At 73.6% G+C, this 17,947-nt stretch carries 12 protein-coding genes and 1 other RNA gene; 2 read left to right on the top strand and 11 right to left on the bottom strand.

Annotated elements, in window-relative coordinates; genetic code table 11:
- Positions 1-154 precede the first annotated feature (154 nt).
- The 8 genes from ACZ5OX_RS25250 to ftsE all read right to left on the bottom strand — a co-directional run bounded on the left by ACZ5OX_RS25250 (position 155) and on the right by ftsE (position 9,171).
- Positions 155-439 (bottom strand): HU family DNA-binding protein, encoded by a 285-nt coding sequence (locus ACZ5OX_RS25250; protein ID WP_030242980.1) that lies wholly within the window; start codon positions 437-439, stop codon positions 155-157.
- A 508-nt stretch (positions 440-947) separates the two neighbouring features.
- Positions 948-2,420: an NAD-dependent malic enzyme gene (locus tag ACZ5OX_RS25245; RefSeq protein ID WP_449792196.1), complete on the bottom strand. Its 1,473-nt coding sequence runs from the start codon at positions 2,418-2,420 to the stop codon at positions 948-950.
- Positions 2,421-2,776: 356 nt separating this feature from the next.
- Positions 2,777-5,080, bottom strand: coding sequence for a HelD family protein (locus ACZ5OX_RS25240; RefSeq protein WP_465633189.1), 2,304 nt, complete (start codon positions 5,078-5,080; stop codon positions 2,777-2,779).
- A 153-nt stretch (positions 5,081-5,233) separates the two neighbouring features.
- Positions 5,234-5,615: a transfer-messenger RNA gene (ssrA, locus tag ACZ5OX_RS25235) on the bottom strand.
- An 86-nt stretch (positions 5,616-5,701) separates the two neighbouring features.
- Positions 5,702-6,178, bottom strand: a complete 477-nt coding sequence (smpB, locus tag ACZ5OX_RS25230) for an SsrA-binding protein SmpB (RefSeq protein WP_045695776.1) — start codon at positions 6,176-6,178, stop codon at positions 5,702-5,704.
- Positions 6,179-6,242: 64 nt separating this feature from the next.
- Complete coding sequence (locus ACZ5OX_RS25225) at positions 6,243-7,379, bottom strand: S41 family peptidase (RefSeq protein ID WP_465633187.1); 1,137 nt, start codon at positions 7,377-7,379, stop codon at positions 6,243-6,245.
- 113 nt (positions 7,380-7,492) lie between these two features.
- The gene (ftsX, locus tag ACZ5OX_RS25220) at positions 7,493-8,404 is read right to left on the bottom strand and encodes a permease-like cell division protein FtsX (RefSeq protein WP_396304070.1); all 912 of its coding nucleotides are present in this window, start codon (positions 8,402-8,404) and stop codon (positions 7,493-7,495) included.
- 77 nt (positions 8,405-8,481) lie between these two features.
- Positions 8,482-9,171 carry a cell division ATP-binding protein FtsE gene (ftsE, locus tag ACZ5OX_RS25215; protein WP_030059730.1) on the bottom strand — a complete coding sequence of 230 codons (690 nt, stop codon included), beginning with the start codon at positions 9,169-9,171 and terminating at the stop codon, positions 8,482-8,484.
- A gap of 349 nt (positions 9,172-9,520) precedes the next feature.
- Here ftsE and ACZ5OX_RS25210 point away from each other — a divergent pair, with 349 nt between their 5' ends.
- Complete coding sequence (locus ACZ5OX_RS25210) at positions 9,521-9,715, top strand: hypothetical protein (RefSeq protein ID WP_359904255.1); 195 nt, start codon at positions 9,521-9,523, stop codon at positions 9,713-9,715.
- 77 nt (positions 9,716-9,792) lie between these two features.
- On the opposite strand, the gene prfB is transcribed toward ACZ5OX_RS25210, so the two are convergent.
- The 3 genes from prfB to ACZ5OX_RS25195 form a co-directional block, all read right to left on the bottom strand.
- Positions 9,793-10,905, bottom strand: a complete 1,113-nt coding sequence (gene prfB, locus ACZ5OX_RS25205; protein ID WP_449792199.1) for a peptide chain release factor 2 — start codon at positions 10,903-10,905, stop codon at positions 9,793-9,795.
- A 104-nt stretch (positions 10,906-11,009) separates the two neighbouring features.
- Positions 11,010-12,263 (bottom strand): serine/threonine-protein kinase, encoded by a 1,254-nt coding sequence (locus tag ACZ5OX_RS25200; protein WP_465633184.1) that lies wholly within the window; start codon positions 12,261-12,263, stop codon positions 11,010-11,012.
- A 268-nt stretch (positions 12,264-12,531) separates the two neighbouring features.
- Entirely contained in the window at positions 12,532-14,448 is a 1,917-nt protein-coding gene (locus ACZ5OX_RS25195) for a serine/threonine-protein kinase (protein ID WP_465633183.1), read from the bottom strand.
- Positions 14,449-14,829: 381 nt separating this feature from the next.
- Here ACZ5OX_RS25195 and ACZ5OX_RS25190 point away from each other — a divergent pair, with 381 nt between their 5' ends.
- Positions 14,830-17,670: an FtsK/SpoIIIE domain-containing protein gene (locus ACZ5OX_RS25190; RefSeq protein WP_465633182.1), complete on the top strand. Its 2,841-nt coding sequence runs from the start codon at positions 14,830-14,832 to the stop codon at positions 17,668-17,670.
- Positions 17,671-17,947 lie beyond the last annotated feature (277 nt).

Below are 17,947 nucleotides of genomic sequence, written 5' to 3'. Positions count from 1 at the left end.
CCCCAGCGCCGACTCCTGGCAGACACAGCCCCGGTACAACGGCGAGAGGCCGGGCTCCCCAGCGCCGACTCCTGACAGACACAGCCCCGGTACAACGGCGAGAGGCCGGGCTCCCCAGCGGGGAGCCCGGCCTCTCGGGCGTTCAAGGGGTGGCTCAGGCAGCGCCCTTGGCGGCTTCCTTCAGCTTGGAGCCGGCGCTCACCTTGGCGCTGTAGCCCGCGGCGATCTGGATCGGCTCGCCGGTCTGCGGGTTGCGGGCGGTGCGGGCAGCGCGGTGGGTGCGCTCGAAGGTCAGGAAACCGGGGATGGTGACCTTCTCGTCGCCCTTGGCGACGACCTCGCCGACGATCTCGGCGAAGGCGGCCAGAACGGCGTCGGCGTCCTTGCGGGTCACCTCGGCGCGCTCGGACAGCGCGGCCACCAGCTCACTGCGGTTCATGTGTACTCCTGTGGTCTGTTCGCTTGCGGTGCGCGGGGGCCCATCGGTGCTCCCACCGGGGGGCACCCGGATGGGCCGCAGGTCCGCACACTGTGCTCATGCAGGCAATGCGTGGTCGCAGGCCGGGTCCGCACCCGATGCCGCGCGCCGGAGCCGTCGAAGGCCCGCCCGCCCGCCTGGATACGAATCCTGCCCCGACCGGCCCCGAGAAAGCCAATCGGGCCCCGGCCCAGCCGCCCGAACATCGCCCGCCCGTTGGAGGTGTGACGCTCCGTCGGCTCCGGCGGACCGGGCGCGGGCGGCGGTCGGGAGGACACGCCGGAAGACCAGGGGGACGTTCCGTACTTGTCGGACACGCCTGCCCCGTGCAGGGCTACGGTACGCCCTACGACTGACAAGCCCAAACACGCCCCTCGCCCTTGTGTCGCAAGGGTTCGGGGCGGGCTGGGCAGGTATGCTCACTATTCGTACATTTGAGCGGTCTACGACACGTCGCCCGATCCGGCCGTCAGAGCTTGACGGTGGGGAACGCGGCGGTGTCGAGGGTGCCGACGATGCCGGGGGTCGGACGGGCCGGCGCCGGGGCCTCCTGGGCCCCCGCGAGGGCCGCCTCGCGCACCGCGGAGGCGACGGTCTTGGCCACGTCCTTGTGGAACACGCTCGGGATGATGTAGTTGGCGTTCAGCTCGTCGTCGGCCACGGTGGTGGCCAGCGCCCGGGCGGCGGCGATCATCATCTCGGTGTTGACGGTGCGGCTCTGGGCGTCCAGCAGGCCGCGGAAGACGCCCGGGAAGACCAGCACGTTGTTGATCTGGTTCGGGAAGTCGCTGCGGCCGGTGGCGACCACGGCGGCGGTCTGCCGGGCGATGGCCGGGTCGACCTCCGGGTCCGGGTTGGCCAGCGCGAAGACGATCGCGTCCTCGGCCATGGTGGCCAGGTCGTCGCCGTCCAGGACGTTCGGGGCCGAGACGCCGATGAAGACGTCGGCGCCCGCCACGGCCTCCTTGAGGGTGCCGGTGCGGCCCGAGCGGTTGGTGTGCTCGGCGATCCAGCGCAGGCTCTCGGTGAGGTCCTCGCGGCCCAGGTGGACCACGCCGTGCACGTCCGCCACGGTGGCGTGCTCGACGCCGGCCGCCATCAGCAGCTTGAGGATCGCGGTGCCGGCGGCGCCGGCGCCGGACATCACCACGCGGATGTCGCCGATCTCCTTGCCGACCACCTTCAGCGCGTTGGTGAGGGCGGCCAGCACCACGATCGCGGTGCCGTGCTGGTCGTCGTGGAAGACCGGGATGTCCAGGGCCTCGCGCAGCCGGGCCTCGATCTCGAAGCAGCGCGGCGCGGAGATGTCCTCCAGGTTGATCCCCGCGAAGCCCGGGGCGATCGCCTTGACGATGGCGACGATCTCGTCGGTGTCCTGGGTGTCCAGGCAGATCGGCCAGGCGTCGATCCCGGCGAAGCGCTTGAACAGGGCCGCCTTGCCCTCCATGACCGGCAGCGCGGCCTCCGGGCCGATGTTGCCCAGGCCCAGCACCGCCGAGCCGTCGGTGACCACGGCGACGCTGTTGCGCTTGATGGTCAGGCGGCGGGCGTCCTCGGGGTTCTCCGCGATCGCCATGCAGACGCGGGCGACACCCGGGGTGTAGATCATGCTGAGGTCGTCACGGTTGCGGATCGGCAGCTTGGAGGACATCTCGATCTTGCCGCCGAGGTGCATCAGGAAGGTGCGGTCCGAGACCTTGCCGATCGACACGCCGTCGATGGCGCGCAGCTTCTCGACGATCTCCTCGCCGTGCGCGACCGAGGAGGCCGCCACCGTGACGTCGATCCGCAGCGCCTCCAGGCCGGAGGCGGTGACGTCGAGACCGGTCACCGAACCGCCGGAGGACTCCACGGCCGTGGTGATCGCACTGACGGCGTTGCCCCGGGCCGGGACCTCCAGCCGTACCGTGATCGAGTTGGAGACACTGGGCACCGTCGCCATCGACGCTTCCTTCTTCCGTCCGTCCCGCAGGCTCAACATTTTGTTGAAGGCATCGCCTACGCGTGCTAGACCTCGATCGTCGCACCTTCCTGGGGGAAGCCAGAAATAACGTTCATTGAGTGTGCGGATCCGACAATCCCGTCCGGCGGCCCTCGCTCTCCCCCGCTCACTCCTTGCCTCTCCCGGCCGATGCGTTACATTGGACAGGCACCGGCTCGATCCAAGCCCCCGGGCCCAACCTTCGTCCCTTCGAGGGACCACTTGCCGCGAGGCGAGCATGGCGGGTCGGTGTACTAAACGTCTGAAGGCCCCTCACCATCCGGTGGGGGGCCTTCTTCCGTGGGCCTCGGGAACCGTCAGCCGTGCAGCAGCGCGGGCACGCCGGCCGCGTCCGGCAGGTCGTCCGGTCCGGAGAGCACGGTCAGCCGCTGGGTCGCGCGGGTCAGCGCCACGTACAGCACCCGCAGGCCGGCCTCCGACTCGCCGGCGATGCCGGTCGGGTCGGCCACCACCGTCGCGTCGTACTCCAGGCCCTTGGCCTCCAGGCTGCCCAGCGCCACCACGCGCTCGCCCAGGCCCTCGACCCAGCCGGCCGCCTCCTCCCGGCGGTCCATCGGCACAACGATCGCCACGGTGCCGTCCACCTCGGCCAGCAGCCGCTCCAGCTCGGCCCGGGCGGCCTTGCCGAAGGCCTCCGGCGAGGGGTCGGTGGTGGCCGCGAAGCGCGGCTCCACACCGACGTGGCGCACCGCGCTCGGCGACGGGGTGCCCGGCGCGGCCAGCGCCAACACCTTCGCCGCGACCTCGGCGATCTCGGCCGGGTTGCGGTAGTTCACGGTCAGCGTGAAGCGGCGACGCGGCTTGCCGGAGAGCACCTCGTCCAGCGCGGCCTGGGCCTCCTGCGGGAACGGCCAGGAGGACTGCGCCGGGTCGCCGACGATCGTCCAGGTGGCCATCCGGGACCGGCGGCCGATCATCCGCCACTGCATCGGGGTGAGGTCCTGCGCCTCGTCCACGATGACGTGCGCGTACTCCTTGCGCTCGACCGGCTGGCGGTCCCGCTGGCGGGTGCTGCGGTCGGCGAAGGTGGTGACCTCATCCAGGCCGCTCAGCAGGTCCACCGCGTCCACCTCGCGGACCTTCGGGCGGGCCGGCTCGCCGAGCAGCACCTGGAGCTCGTCGACCAGCGCGACGTCGTGCGCGGACAGCGCGCCCTCGCCCTGCGCGGACAGGTGGCGCCAGGAGGCGGCCAGCAGCCTGGCCTCGTCCGGGGTGACGGCGCGGCGGGCGATCCGGTTGATGTGCCGGTGCTGGCGCAGCGTGCCGAGCACCCCGCGCGGGGTCAGCGCCGGCCACCAGGCGTCCAGGAAGCCCAGGAACGACGCCTCGTCCGAGACGTACTCGTCGAAGGACTCCTTCTCCTCCTGGCGCTGCTCCCGGGCGTAGTGGTCAGTGGGCTTCGGCAGGTCCCGGGTGGCCTGCTGCCACAGGGCGTCCAGCAGCAGCCTGCGGGCGCGCGGGCGCAGCAGGTTCAGCGGGGTGCCGCCGGAGCCCACCACGTTGCCGCGCACGGCCTTCAGCCGGGAGGCGTCCAGCTTCAGCACCTCGCCGCGGGCGACGACCTTCAGCTCCTGCGGCGCGCCCAGCTCCAGCGCCGCGCGGGCGGCCCGGCGCAGCAGGTGCACCATCCGGGCCGAGCCCTTGACTCGGGCCGCCTCGGGGGTGTCGTAGGTGCCCGCCTCGATGCCGTCCACCAGCGAGCCGACCGCCCGGATGGCGACCTGGCCCTCCTCGCCCAGCGCGGGCAGCACGCCCTCGGTGTAGGACACCAGCAGCGGGGTCGGCGAGACCACCAGGATGCCCCCGGCGTAGCGGCGGCGGTCCTGGTAGAGCAGGTAGGCGGCGCGGTGCAGGGCGACGGCGGTCTTGCCGGTGCCGGGGCCGCCGGTGACCAGGGTGGCGCCCGCGGCGGCGGCGCGGATCACCTCGTCCTGCTCCCTCTGGATGGAGGAGACGATGTCGCGCATCGAGTGGCTGCGGGCGCGGCCCAGCGAGGCCATCAGCGCGCCGTCGCCGACCACGGCCAGCTCCTCGCCGTCCAGGGTGGGGGTGAGGTCGGGGCGCAGCAGGTCGTCCTCGACGCCGATCACCTTGCGACCCTTGGAGCGGATCACCCGGCGGCGGATCACCCGGCCCGGCTCGACGGGGGTGGCGCGGTAGAACGGGGCGGCGGCGGGCGCGCGCCAGTCGATCACCAGCGGACCGTACTCGGCGTCCAGCACGCCGAGGCGGCCGATGTGGAGGGTCTCGGCGACGGCCGGGTCGGCCGGGTCGAGCGGGGTGTTCGACGGGATGCCGTGCTCCTCCGGCGCGTCGGCCCGCTGGAGGTCGATCCGGCCGAACAGGAAGTCCTCGAACTCGCTGTTCAGGCGCTGGAGGTGGGCGCCGGCCCGGTAGACCTGGGCGTCGCGTTCGGCGAGCGCGCCGGGGGTGCCGACCTGGACCCGCTTGGCGGCGTCCTCCAGGATGTACTCGGCCTCGGCGAGCTTCTCCTCCAACCGGTGGTAGACGGTGTCGAGGTGCTGCTGCTCACCGGCGATCTCGCGCGTGCGGACGGTCTCGTGATCGGCCGTGGGGGTGGTGTCCGTGTTGCTCTGCATGGCCTCGGTGGTTGCGGCGGAATCCGGCTCCGGAAAACGAGCGGACGGATGATCCTACGCCGCGACCCCCCGGCCGCGCTGCTCCGGAACGTACAAAAATCGAAGGCCGCCCTCCGCCTGGAGCGGAGAACGGCCTTCGGTGTGAACATGGGGTGGTGGAGATGCCGGGAATCGAACCCGGGTCCAGTGGAGTCAATTCAGGGCTTCTCCGAGCGCAGTCCGCTGTGCTTTTCTCGGCCCTGGCGGTCACACGGACAAGCCGCCAACAGGCCCAGCTGCTGTTTGATTTCCCATCCGCCCTCGCAGCCCGGGCGGACGGTTGAGTTCCCTAGATTATGCCAGGGTCCGGGTCGGGAACCCCCCGGTCTGACACCCAAGCGCTATCGGTGCTTATTAGGCAGCGAGAGCGAACTGCTGGGAATCGCGCTTAGTGTTGGCGATTATTTTTTTGCGACACGTGGTTAACGAGATCATTGCCGCGTTCCTCGGCTCGCTTCCCCTGTTTCAACATCCCCTGTCGAAACCGATCATCCCCATGTTTTGTTGAGAAACAGCTCGGACGGTGATCGTCCGTGTTGCTTGCGCCATAGTACGCGAGGCGACGGGCGAGGGTCCAGCGGATTAACCCTGGCGCCGGCGTGCCGCCGCCACCGCGCGGGCCGTCTCGCGGGTGTCCTGCTTCTCGCGCAGCGTCTGGCGCTTGTCGTAGAGCTTCTTGCCGACCGCGAGCGCCAGTTCGAGCTTCACCCGGCCGTCCTTGAAGTACAGCGAGAGCGGGACCAGGGTGTGACCCGCGTCGCGGACCTTGGTCTCGATCTTGCGGATCTCCAGCTTGTGCAGCAGCAGCTTGCGCTTGCGCCGGGCCGCGTGGTTGGTCCACGTCCCCTGGGTGTACTCGGGGATGAAGACGTTGTCGATCCACGCCTCGTGGTTCTGGATGTAGGCGTAGCCGTCGACCAGGTTGGCCCGCCCCTCGCGCAGTGACTTGACCTCGGTGCCGGTGAGCACGAGGCCGCACTCGTAGGTGTCGAGGATCGTGTACTCGTGTCGCGCCTTCTTGTTCTGCGCGATCAGCTTCTGTCCGGTTTCCTTTGCCATAGCGCGGCCATTCTCGCACTTCGACGCCGGATCGGGCAGCTGCTTTTGGGCCGGGCGCCGGGCTTCAGGCGCGGGTGCCGAGCCCCGAGAGGACCCGCAGGGCGAGGGCGTCGGCCTCCTCGCCCGATCCCGCCGGGACGTCGGGGGTGAGGCCGGTGCCGTCCAGGGAGCGGCCGGCCGGGGTGTAGTAGCGGCCGACGGTCAGTTCCAGCACGGCGCCGTCGGCGAGCCGGCTGGGCTGCTGGACGGTGCCCTTGCCGAAGGTCCGCGAGCCCACCACCACGGCGCGGCTGCGGTCCTGGAGGGCGCCGGCCAGCAGTTCGGCGGCGCTCATCGTGCCGCCGTCCACCAGCAGCACCAGCGGGGTGCGCTGGTCGCCGCCGGGCGGGGCGGTCAACTCCCTGGTCCCGCCGCGCTCCTGGTACGAGCCGACCGCTCCGCCGTCCAGGAAGATCCCGGCGGTCTCGGCCGCCTCGTCGACCAACCCGCCGGAGTTGGCGCGCAGATCGAGCACCACGCCGGTGTGCGGGGCGCGCAGGGCGGCGCGCACCTGGTCGGCCACGCCGCTGGTGAAGGCGCGCACGGTCACCCGCAGCACACCCTTGCCCAGCTGCTCCGCGGTGACCTGCCGGCTGTCCAGCAGCACGCGCCGCAGCCGCAGTTCGCGCTCCTGCCCCTCACCGCGCCGGACGGCCAGGGTGACCTCGGAGCCCGCCCGGCGCTCCTCGCCCTGGCCGCGCAGCCGCGCGACCACCTCGGTGACCGGCAGGTGGTCGGCCTGGTCCCCGCCGATCCGCACGAGCCGGTCGCCGGGGGCGATCCCGGCCGTGGCGGCCGGGCCGCCCGGCGCGACCTGGGAGACCTCGGTGACGCCGTCCTGGCCGCGGCCGACCGAGAGGCCGACGCCCGGGTACCGGCCGTCCAGGCCCTGGCTGAACTCCGCGTACTCCTGGGCGCTGTAGTACGCGCCCCAGCGGTCGCCGCCGGCCGCCAGCAGGTGCTCGGCCTGCTGCTCGGACAGGGCGGCGCCGGCCGGGTCCGCCGGGAGCCCGCCGCCGGCCCGGACGGTGTCGGCGGAGGGGTGGTGCGGCGGGTCGCCCGGGTCGCCCCAGGCCCCGGTGGCCGCGCCGGCCAGCAGCACGGCGCCGAACACCAGGCTGAGCGCGGCCACCTGGCGGGCCCTGCGCGGAGTTTGCAGCATGGCACCGGAGTGTAGACACCGCTCCGCACGGGACGAACCGGAACGAAGACCCCCGGAACGCCGACGGCCCCGGACGGCGCAGTGCCGTCCGGGGCCGTCGAGGCGGTCCGGGATCAGACCTTGAGGTACTTGCGCAGCGTGAAGAACGCCGCGACACCGGCCATGCCCATACCCACCACGATCAGCAGCGGTATCACCGCGAGCACCGAGCCGAGCCCGATGAAGTGGATGAACTGCACCCGGTCGGCCAGCCAGTTCTGGACGAAGAAGTGCCCGCCGATCAGCAGCCCGGAGGCCATCACCGCGCCGAGCAGCGCCGAGAAGGCCGCCTCGGCGATGAACGGCATCTGGACGTAGAAGTTCGAGGCACCGACCAGGCGCATGATCCCGGTCTCGCGCCGTCGGCTGTACGCCGACACCCGGACAGTGTTGACGATCAGCAGCAGGGCGACGAACAGCATCAGCACCATGATCACGAAGGCCGCCGTCTGGAGGCCGTTCAGCAGGCCGAACAGGTTCTCCAGGATCTTCCGCTGGTCCTCGACCGACTTGACGCCCGGCTTGCCGGCGAAGGCGCTCTGGATCACGTCGTACTTGGTCGGGTCGTTGAGCTTGACCCGCCAGGACTGCGGCATGGCGTCCGGGCCCAGGACGGAGATGAGCGGGTTGTCCGGGTTCATCTCCTTCCAGTGCTTGTACGCCTCGGCCGAGCTCTCGTAGGTCGAGGACTGGACCACCGAGGTCATCTTGTCCAGCTGGTCCTTGATGTCCTGGACCTGCTGGTCGGTGGCCGCGCCCTTGTCGCACTGGGGCGAGTTCCGGGCGTCCGCCTTGGTGCAGAAGTAGATGCTCACCTCGACCTTGTCGTACCAGTACCCCTTCATGGAGTTCACCTGGTCGCGGACCAGGAGCGAGGAACCGGCGAGGGCGAGGGAGAGCGCGACACTGACCACGACCGCGATGGTCATGGTCAGGTTGCGTCGGAGACCCACACCGATCTCCGACAGGACGAACTGGGCACGCATGCGGAAACAACTCCAGGGTCGGTACTGCTCTGGTCTGGCGGGCCGGGCCGACGGCCCTACGGGTCAGCGCCGGTCGGTCAGTGCTGGTACCCGTAGACGCCGCGGGCCTGGTCGCGGACGAGCAGCCCCTTGTCGAGCTCGATGACGCGCTTGCGCATCTGGTCGACGATGGCCTGGTCGTGGGTGGCCATCAGCACCGTGGTGCCGGTGCGGTTGATGCGGTCGAGCAGCTTCATGATGCCGACCGAGTTCTGCGGGTCGAGGTTGCCCGTGGGCTCGTCCGCGATGAGCAGCATCGGGCGGTTCACGAAGGCGCGGGCGATCGCCACGCGCTGCTGCTCACCACCGGACAGCTCGCCCGGCATGCGGTCCTCCTTGCCGCCGAGGCCGACCAGCTCCAGCACCTCGGGCACCACCTTGTTGATGGCGCTCTTGGGCTTGCCGATCACCTCGAGGGCGAAGGCGACGTTCTGCGCGACCGTCTTGTTCGGCAGCAGGCGGAAGTCCTGGAAGACGGTGCCCAGCTGGCGGCGCATGTGCGGCACCTTCCAGTTGGACAGCTTGCCGAGGTCCTTGCCCAGGACGTGCACCGCACCGGTGCTGGGGCGCTCCTCGCGCAGGCACAGGCGCAGGAAGGTGGACTTTCCCGAGCCGGACGAGCCGACCAGGAAGACGAACTCACCCTTCTCGATCTCCAGCGAGACGTTGTCCAGGGCGGGACGGTTCTGCTTGGGATAGGTCTTGGAGACGTTGTCGAATCTGATCACGGCTGCATCACGGAGGCCATCCTAGGCGGCGCCAGTCCTCGGTCGGTCCGCCCCGGAGGCCCGGCCCGGGGGCGGGCGAAAGGAGCGCAGAGGGCCGCTCCCGGACTCGGACCATACGCGAATCGGCGACCGGCCCGCAGGGACCGCCCGTGACAACGACCCGACCATGGGAGAGAATGTCCGCTTATGTCCCGAATATCAGGGGGCATCTCACAGCCCGGGAGCCGGAACCGCCGGAACCTGGCAGAGTGGAGGGGCGACCGTGTCACGGCCGCTCCCCCGTACAGGGCAGCGCATGGAACCAAAGCCCCGTCCGGTGCGTTGGCAATAGCAGCGAGGAGGAGATCGCATGACCTGCGACCATCTGGTGTGCGCCAACTGCAACGGCCGCGTCAGCGACGGGCGTTGCCCGGTGTGCCGGGCCAACCGGGCCCGACTTCAGGAGCAGCAGAGCCCGTTCGCCGCGCTCTCCCCCGCGATGCTGCTGGCCCTGCTGGCCGGCCTGCTCGCGGTGGCGCTGATCGCCCGGCAGGCACTGGCCTGACCCTTCCGGACACACGGGAAGGCCCCCGACCGCTGCGGTCGGGGGCCTTCTGCGTCGTTCGGTGACTACGCGGTGACTTACTCGGCGCTGGTCTCGCGCTGCTTGCGCCAGCGGATTCCGGCCTCGATGAAGCCGTCGATGTCGCCGTCCAGCACGGCCTGCGGGTTGCCGGCCTCGAACGCGGTGCGGACGTCCTTCACCATCTGGTACGGGTGCAGCACGTAGGAGCGCATCTGGTTGCCCCAGGAGCTGCCGCTGTCCTTGAGCGCGTCCATCGCCGCCTTCTCCTCCTGGCGGCGCCGCTCCAGCAGCTTGGCCTGGAGGACGTTCATCGCGGACGCCTTGTTCTGGATCTGCGAGCGCTCGTTCTGGCAGGAGACCACGATGCCGGTCGGGAGGTGCGTGATGCGCACCGCCGAGTCGGTGGTGTTGACGCCCTGGCCGCCGGGGCCGGAGGCGCGGTAGACGTCCACCCGCAGGTCGCCCTCGTCGATGTCGACGTGGTCGGCCTGCTCGACGACCGGGAGGACCTCGACGCCGGCGAAGGAGGTCTGCCGGCGGCCCTGGTTGTCGAACGGGGAGATGCGGACCAGGCGGTGGGTGCCCTGCTCGACCGAGAGGGTGCCGTAGGCGTACGGCGCCTTCACGGTGAAGGTCGCGGACTTGATGCCGGCCTCTTCGGCGTACGAGGTGTCGTACACCTCGGTGGGGTACCCGTGCCGCTCGGCCCAGCGCAGGTACATGCGCATGAGCTGCTCGGCGAAGTCGGCGGCGTCCACGCCACCGGCCTCGGCACGGATGTTGATCAGCGCCTCGCGGGCGTCGTACTCGCCGGACAGGAGGGTGCGGACCTCCAGCTCCTCGACCGCCTTCTGGAGGGCGACGAGCTCGACCTCGGCCTCGGCGCGGGTGTCCGCGTCGTCCTCGGCCTCGGCGAGCTCGAACAGCACGCCCAGGTCGTCGATGCGGCTGCGCAGGCCCTCGACCCGGCGCAGTTCGCCCTGGAGGAAGGAGAGCCGGCTGGTCACCTTCTGCGCGTTCGCGACGTCGTCCCACAGGGTGGGGGCGGCTGCCTCCTCCTCCAGGACCGCGATGTCGGCCCGGATCTTGTCCAGGTCGAGGACGGCCTCGATCGACCCCATGGTCGTATCGAGGTTCTTGAGCTCTTCGGAAGGATCGACGGCTGCCACGCCCCCAGGGTAATGGTTCCGGGAGTGGTCATGACGACACCCCCGATTTCCCCGGAGTCACGGGCGCGGTCACCGTCGTCGTACGGATGCGGCCGCGGCCGCGGCTACGGCGCCCGCGGGGCCGTGCCCGACACCGCCGGACGGGTCGGGTGGCCGCCGTCCGGGACGGTGGCCGCGAAGGCCGTCCAGGCCGCGGCGGCGCCCGCCAGCAGCAGCACGGTGGCGATCAGCACGGCCAGCAGCCGGCGGCGGCGCAGCAGGGCCTGGCGGTCCCGGCGGTGGCCCGGGGCGACGCGCTGGGCGCGGGACTCGAGCGCGTACGCGGCCAGCTCGTCGGCGGACGGGCGGCGCAGGCTGGTGTGGGTGTCCCGGGTGGAGTCCGGGGCCGCGCCGGGCACCAGCGGGACGGCCGGGCCGCGCCGGCGCTTGTGGGTGCCGGGGGCGGCGTCGATCTCGGCGTAGACGGCCTCGCCGGGGCTCAGCTGCTCCTCGGCGGGGGCGCGGCCCTGGCCGGGCACGGCGAGCACCGGCAGACCGGCCAGCGAGGGCAGCTGCTCGCGCAGCCGGGCGGCCAGCTCGGCTGCGCGCAGCCGGGACGCGGGGGCTTTCGCCAGGCACTCCGAGATGATCCGCCACAGCCCGTCCGGCAGGCCCGGGATCGGCGGGACCTGCTCGGTGACGTGCCGGCGCAGCACCGCGCCGGTGTGGCCGCCGCCGAACGGGGTGAAGCCGGCCAGCAGCTCGTACAGCACGGTGGCGAGGGCGTAGATGTCGACGGCGGCGCGCGGCTCCAGGCCCTCGATGATCTCGGGGGCGAGGTAGTCGGGGGTGCCGATGATCCGGGTGGCCCGGGTGCGGCGCGGGGCGTCGACCAGGCGGGCCACGCCGAAGTCGGTGAGCTTGGCGCGCGGGGCGCCGCCCGGTCCGGGGGCGGCTGCGAGGTCGAGCAGGACGTTCTCCGGCTTGACGTCGCGGTGGACGATGCCGGCGGCGTGCGCGGCGGCCAGGCCGTCGGCGACGTCGGCGATGATCGAGGCGGCGGTCTGCGGCGCCAGCGCGCCGTCCCGTTCCAGCCGGGAGCGCAGGTCGGTGCCCTGGACGAGCTCCATCACCAGGGCGAGGTCGCTGCCGTCCACCACCATGTCGCGCACACCGACCACCCGGGGGTGGTCGAGGCTGGTCAGCGCGGTGCGCTCCTGGACGAAGCGGCCGACCAGCACCTGGTCGGCGGCGAGGTCCTCGCGCAGCAGCTTGACCGCCACCGGGCCATCGGGCCCCTCGCCGAGCCAGACCGTCCCGGCCGAACCCCGGCCGATCACCTGGTGGACGGTGTACCGGCTGCCGATCTTGCGTGCCAATGCTGCTCCGTGGGCGGCGCGGGAGCGCTCCGGGGGTCCGGCGCGCTCGGTGGGGCGGGACAACAGCGACCAACCTACGCGTCCGGAGGCCCCGCGGGGGCCGCCCGGGGGGCCCTGAGCGGGAGTCCCGGCCGAGAAATCTCTCGAATTGTCGACATAGCGTCAATATTGCCGTCCGGGACGGACCTGAGCCCGGATCGGCTCAGGCCCCGGCCCGGATCCGCGTTCGCGCCGGTCCGGATCCGCATTCGTGCCGGTCCGGACGGCGCTACTTGCCGAAGAGGCTGTTCACCCAGCCGCGCGCCGAGTCGAACCAGCCCACGACGTTGTCCCAGTACTGCGGCAGCGGCGTGAAGTTCCACAGCGCCACCCCGGCCACGGCCAGCACCAGCAGCACCATCAGGCAGCCCTTGAGGCAGCCGAGCCCCGGGATGTACATCCGGTTGCGGCTGCGCGGGCGCGGCTCGCGGGCCGGCGCGGGCTCACGGCGGGCCGGTGCCGGCGGCTCCTCGCGGCGCTGCGGCGGGGCCTCGCGGTACTGCGGCGCGGGCGGCTCGGCCCGGCGCGGCACCGGGGTGGGCGCGGGCGGCGGCGGGTAGCCGCCCTGCGACTGCCCGTACCCGGCGGGGGCCTGCCGGTAGCCGCCGGGCGGCTGCGGACGGCCGCCCTGGCCGGGTCGGCCGCCACCCTGACCACCCTGACCGCCCTGACCGCCCTGACCGCCCGGGCCCGCCTGGTACGGCGGCGGGGCCACCGGCGGGCGCTGGGCGTAGCCGGGCGGGGGCGGGGACTGGCGGTAGCCGCCGGGCTGCTGCGGCCCGGGGCGGCCGCCCGGGGCGCCCTGGCCGGGGTGGCCGGGGTGTCCGCCCTGCCCGGCCTGGAACGGCGGCGGGGCGACCTGCGGCTGCGGGAGGTCCTCGTAGTCCTCCGGACCGAAGTAGCCGACCTGGGTCTGCTGGTTGCGGTCCCGCGCCGCGCGCAGCTGGGTCTGCCACGGGTGCGGCGCCTCCTCCTGCGGCGGCGCCGCGGGCGGGGGCGGCGGCACGGCGGCGGGCGGCATCACCCGGGTGCGGTCCGGGGCGCCCTGCGGGGGCGCCGGCGGCGGCTGGGTGCCCATCACCCGGGTCGCCGCGGCCGGGTCGTACTGCGGCGGCGTCGACGGCAGCACCTGGGTGTGGTCCTCGGCGCCCGGGGCCGCCGGCGCGGCGGCCATGGCGCCCGGCAGCGTCGCGGGCGGCAGCGGCGATCCGGTGGAGGGGACGGCGGTGGGCTGCGGGTCCGGCAGCAGCAGGGCGCCGACCGCCAGCGCCTCGTCCACCGCCACCGGGGAGGCGTGCACGCCGACGCCGGCCGCGACCACCCGCAGCGCGTGGGCCAGCGAGGTGGCGCCGGGCCGCTGGGCCGGGTCCTTGCGCAGGCAGCGCTCGATCACCGTCCAGAGCGGTTCGGGCATGGTGCTGGGCCGCTGCGGCTCCTGGGCCAGGTGCGCCTGGAGCACGGCGAGCGCGCTGTCGCCCTGGAACGGCTGGCGGCCGGTGACCAGCTCGTACAGCATGATCCCGGCGCCGTACACGTCCACCGCGGAGGTCTGCGGACGGCCCTCGGCGGACTCCGGCGCGACGTAGGCGGGGGTGCCGACGAACTCGTGGGTGCGGGTGACGCCCGGGGAGTCGGCGAGCCTGGCGATGCCGAAGTCGGTCAGCAGCGGGTGCATCCGCTCGGCGCCGTCCACCACGGTGGAGGCGAGCAGCACGTTGGCCGGCTTGAGGTCCCGGTGGACGATCCCGTCCGCGTGGCTGGCCGCCAGCGCGTCCGCGACCTGGGCCATCAGCAGGGCGCCCGCGATCGGGCTGAACGGGCCGTTGGCACGCAGGTAGCGGGCCAGGTCGGGGCCCTCCACCAGGTCCATCACCAGGGCCAGCAGCTCGCCCTCGACGACCAGGTCGCGGACCCGCACGATGTTGGGGTGGGTCAGCCGCAGCAGCAGCGAGCGCTCGCGCAGGAAGCGCATCACCACGTCCGGGTCGGCGGCCAGCTCCTCGCGCAGCACCTTGATCGCGACCCGCTGCCCGGGCACGCAGCCCGGCACCTGGACGTCCTCGCGCACCACGCCGCGCCAGACGGTCCCGGTCGCACCCCGCCCGAGGGTCTCATCCAGCAGATATTTGCTGCCGACTGGCCGCACCTGTCGCACTCCTCGCCGTGCCGCCCGCGCGGGGCGCTCCTCCGCCGGTGCGGTGAGCCTGCCGGGCCCGTGTCTGCGGCCACTCTAACGGTGTCCGTTCGGGATTTCGGGGTGCTCGACAGGCCATCCGTACGGTCTGGGGAAGGGTTGGGGGAGATCCCCTAGGGAAGGTCCCTGGGCACTTCGCGAGAGGGCGGTCGACCTGACTCCCCGTCGCCCCCGCCACGGCGATGATCGCAAGATCGTCAAATCCGGTACGGTGCGCGGACCGTCCTCGACGGATGGCAGGATGGACACTCGCCACTCGTGTGGCCCAACGGTGCCCACGGCCCCGGGCAGCGGTACCAGGCTTCACACCAGCAGAAGGGACCCGCGGGCGAGATGCAGATCCGGCTGACCGTCCTCCGACCGCGCAGCGGCCCGTCCGCCGCCGGCTCCGCCATCCCCTACGTGGACGTGCTGGTCACCGCGCCCGTCGGCACCGCGCTCGGCGCCATCGCGGGCGCGCTCGCCGGCGCCGTGGGCGTGCGCGGGCCGCGGGCCGCCACCCACGTGCACCTGTACGCCGGGGCGCACCGGGTCGACGAGCACACCCTGCTCGGCCACCCCCCGCTGCTCGACGGCGCCGTCCTCAGCCTGAACGAGCCCGACCCGACCGCCGACGACCCCGACGACACCCCCGCCGCCGCCGAACTGCGCGTGGTCGGCGGCCCCGACGCCGGCGGCGTCCACCGGCTGCACGGCCGGGAGATCCGGGTCGGCCGCTCCGCCGAGGCCGACGTCCCGCTCGACGACCCGGACGTCTCCCGGCTGCACCTCTCCCTGCACCTCGGCGAGGACGGCCGGATCTCCGTGCGCGACCTCGGCTCCACCAACGGCACCACCCTGGACGGCCGGCTCGTCCCGCCCGGTCCGCCGGAAGCCGCCGTCCCGCTGGACCCCTGCGCCGTGCTGCGGATCGGCGAGTCCACCCTCCAGGTGACCGCCCCCGACCCGGCCGAGGCCGCCGGAGCCGTCCGCGCCGCCCTCCCCGACGGCCACGGCCACCTCCAGCTCGCCGCCGCCCCCGGCCCGGCCCGGCCCGCACCGCCCGTGGTCGAGCCTCCCGCCGCCCCCGAACCGGCGCCCGGCCGCAGCCGCGGCCTGTTCTCCCTGCTGCCCGGCCGCGCCGCCGAGCCGCCCGCCCAGGAGAGCGCCGAACGCCACCACGCCGCGGTGCGGCTGCGCCAGACCGCCGCCCAGCGCGAACGCTGGCCCGACCTCGCCACCCTGCTGCTCAACGCCGTCGGCCCCGGCCCCCGGCTCTGGGAGCGCGGCCCCGGCCACCCCGACGCGCTCACCCTGCGCCTCGGCACCGCCGACCGCCCCGGCGGCCCCGGCACCACCCCCGGCACCATGCTCCCCGCCGTCCCCGTCACCCTCGACCTCCAGACCGCCGGCAGCCTCGGCCTCAGCGGCCCGCGCGAACGCCTGGACGCGCTCACCCGCGCCGTCGTCGCCCAGCTCGCCGCACTGCACCCGCCGACCGGGCTCAGCCTGGTCGTGGTCGACGCCGACCCGGCCCGCGCCGCCGAGGAACGCGCCGACACCTGGGCCTGGGCCCTGTGGCTGCCCCACCTGCGCCCGGTCGACGGCCAGGACTGCCGACTGCTGATCGGCCTCGACGACGAGCAGGCCACCGCCCGGCTGACCGAGCTCACCGCCCGGCTCAGCGGCCCCAGCGGCCTCGGCGGCCAGCCCGCCACCGTCGTCGTGGTGGACGGCCGCCCGGCCGGCGAGGCCGCCCGACAGGCCCTCGACCTGCTGCTGCGCCAGGGCCCGGCGGTCGGCATCTTCCCGATCTGCCTCGCCGAACAGCCCGAGCTGCTCCCCCGCGGCCTCGGCGCCACCGCCCTGATCACCGGCGAGGTCGGCACCCAGCTCTCACTGGACCGCCCGGTCGCCCGCGGCCGGGAGACCCTGCACGAGGTCTCGCTGGACGCCGTCTCGGACGCCTGGGCCGAACGGCTGGCCCGGGTCCTCGCCCCGCTGCGCGAGGCCGCCCCGGCCGTCCGCGGCCCGCTGCCCGACGCCCTGCGGCTGCTCGACCTGCTCCAGCTCGACACCGTCACCCCGGCCAAGCTGTCCGCCCGCTGGGAGGCGCACGCCGGCGGCATCGGCGCCGCCACCGCCCTGCTCGGCACCACCCGGGACGAGCTCTGCACGCTCGACCTGGCCGACCCGGAACTCACCCTCCCCTCCCCCGACCCGGGCGGCCCGCACCTGCTGATCGGCGGCGCCCGCGGCTCCGGCAAGACCGAGCTGCTGCGCACCCTGGTCGCCTCGCTCGCCGTCTCCGAGCGGCCCGAGCGGCTGGCCGTCACCATCATCGAGGGCCGGGCCGTCACGGACGGCCAGGACGGACTGGACGGCTGCACCGAACTGCCGCACGTCACCGGCCGGGTCAACGCCGCCGCCGACCCGCGCGCCGCGCTGCTCGCGGCCGAGGCTCTGGAGGACGAACTCGCCCTGCGGGAGCGGCTGTTCGACGGACTGGACTTCGCGTCCTGGCACGCCGCACGGATCCTGGACGCACAGAGCCTGGACGGACCGGAGGAGGACGCGGAGCGCGCCAAGGTCCCGGTGCCCGCCGCCGTGGGTGGCGGGGCGGCCACTACGCCCCGGATCATCCCGCCGCGCAGCGCGGAGGGCCCCCGCCCGACCGGCCCCGCGCCCGCACCCGCCCGGCTGGTCGTCGTCGTCGACGACTACGACGCCCTGCTCTCCCCCACCTCCCCCGCCGGCCGCCCGCTCGCCCGCGCGCTGGCCGCCGTCGCCCGCCGGGGCGGGCCGCTCGGCGTCCACCTCGCCGTCGCCACCGGCCGTCCGGAGGACAGCGCCGGCACCGAGGTCGACGAGGCCGCGCTGCTCCGGATCGCCCTGCGCACCGACGACCCGGCCGACTCCGACCTGCTGATCCACCTCGGCGACGCGGCCGCCCTGCCCGAGGACACCCCCGGCCGCGGCTACCTCCGCCTGCCCGACGGCGGGGTCAGCGCCTTCCAGACCGCCCGGATCAGCGGCCGCATCCCGCGCACCGCCACCCTGCGGCCCACCGTCGTCGCGATAGACCCGCTGCAGCTCGGCGCCCCGCCGGCCCGCCGCCCGGTCCGCGAACTCGGCAACGGCCCCACCGACCTCGCCCTCCTCGCCAGCGCCCTCCAACGCGCCGCCGCCCGCTGACCCCCCCCGGCCGCGCGTCGGTCTGCTCCACGCCAAGGCCGGGGGCGGGGCCGCCCACCCCTCCCGCAACAACAAGGTGTGGGCGGCCCGGCCGTTCTCGGCCGGGCCGCCCGCAAGGGGCGAGTCGAAATGGCAACAACAGGTCCGGAGACCGGTCCATAGAGCGGGCGGGGGGGGGGGGGGGGGGGGGGGGGGGGGGAGGAGGGGGAGGGGGGGGGGGGGGGAGGGGGGGGCCATAGCGGGGAAGGGGAAGAGGAATAATAAGCCACATACACGC

It is taken from the genome of Kitasatospora sp. NPDC032121, assembly GCF_055580145.1.
Note: the sequence above shows the minus strand (reverse complement) of the source record. Positions and strands in the feature narration are given on the sequence as shown.

What these genes read in the sequence shown, in the direction of transcription:
- ACZ5OX_RS25250 (WP_030242980.1), bottom strand. Translation starts at nt 439, where the DNA reads ATGAACCGCAGTGAGCTGGTGGCCGCGCTGTCCGAGCGCGCCGAGGTG.
- ACZ5OX_RS25245 (WP_449792196.1), bottom strand. Translation starts at nt 2,420, where the DNA reads ATGGCGACGGTGCCCAGTGTCTCCAACTCGATCACGGTACGGCTGGAG.
- ACZ5OX_RS25240 (WP_465633189.1), bottom strand. Translation starts at nt 5,080, where the DNA reads ATGCAGAGCAACACGGACACCACCCCCACGGCCGATCACGAGACCGTC.
- smpB (WP_045695776.1), bottom strand. Translation starts at nt 6,178, where the DNA reads ATGGCAAAGGAAACCGGACAGAAGCTGATCGCGCAGAACAAGAAGGCG.
- ACZ5OX_RS25225 (WP_465633187.1), bottom strand. Translation starts at nt 7,379, where the DNA reads ATGCTGCAAACTCCGCGCAGGGCCCGCCAGGTGGCCGCGCTCAGCCTG.
- ftsX (WP_396304070.1), bottom strand. Translation starts at nt 8,404, where the DNA reads ATGCGTGCCCAGTTCGTCCTGTCGGAGATCGGTGTGGGTCTCCGACGC.
- ACZ5OX_RS25210 (WP_359904255.1), top strand. Translation starts at nt 9,521, where the DNA reads ATGACCTGCGACCATCTGGTGTGCGCCAACTGCAACGGCCGCGTCAGC.
- ACZ5OX_RS25190 (WP_465633182.1), top strand. Translation starts at nt 14,830, where the DNA reads ATGCAGATCCGGCTGACCGTCCTCCGACCGCGCAGCGGCCCGTCCGCC.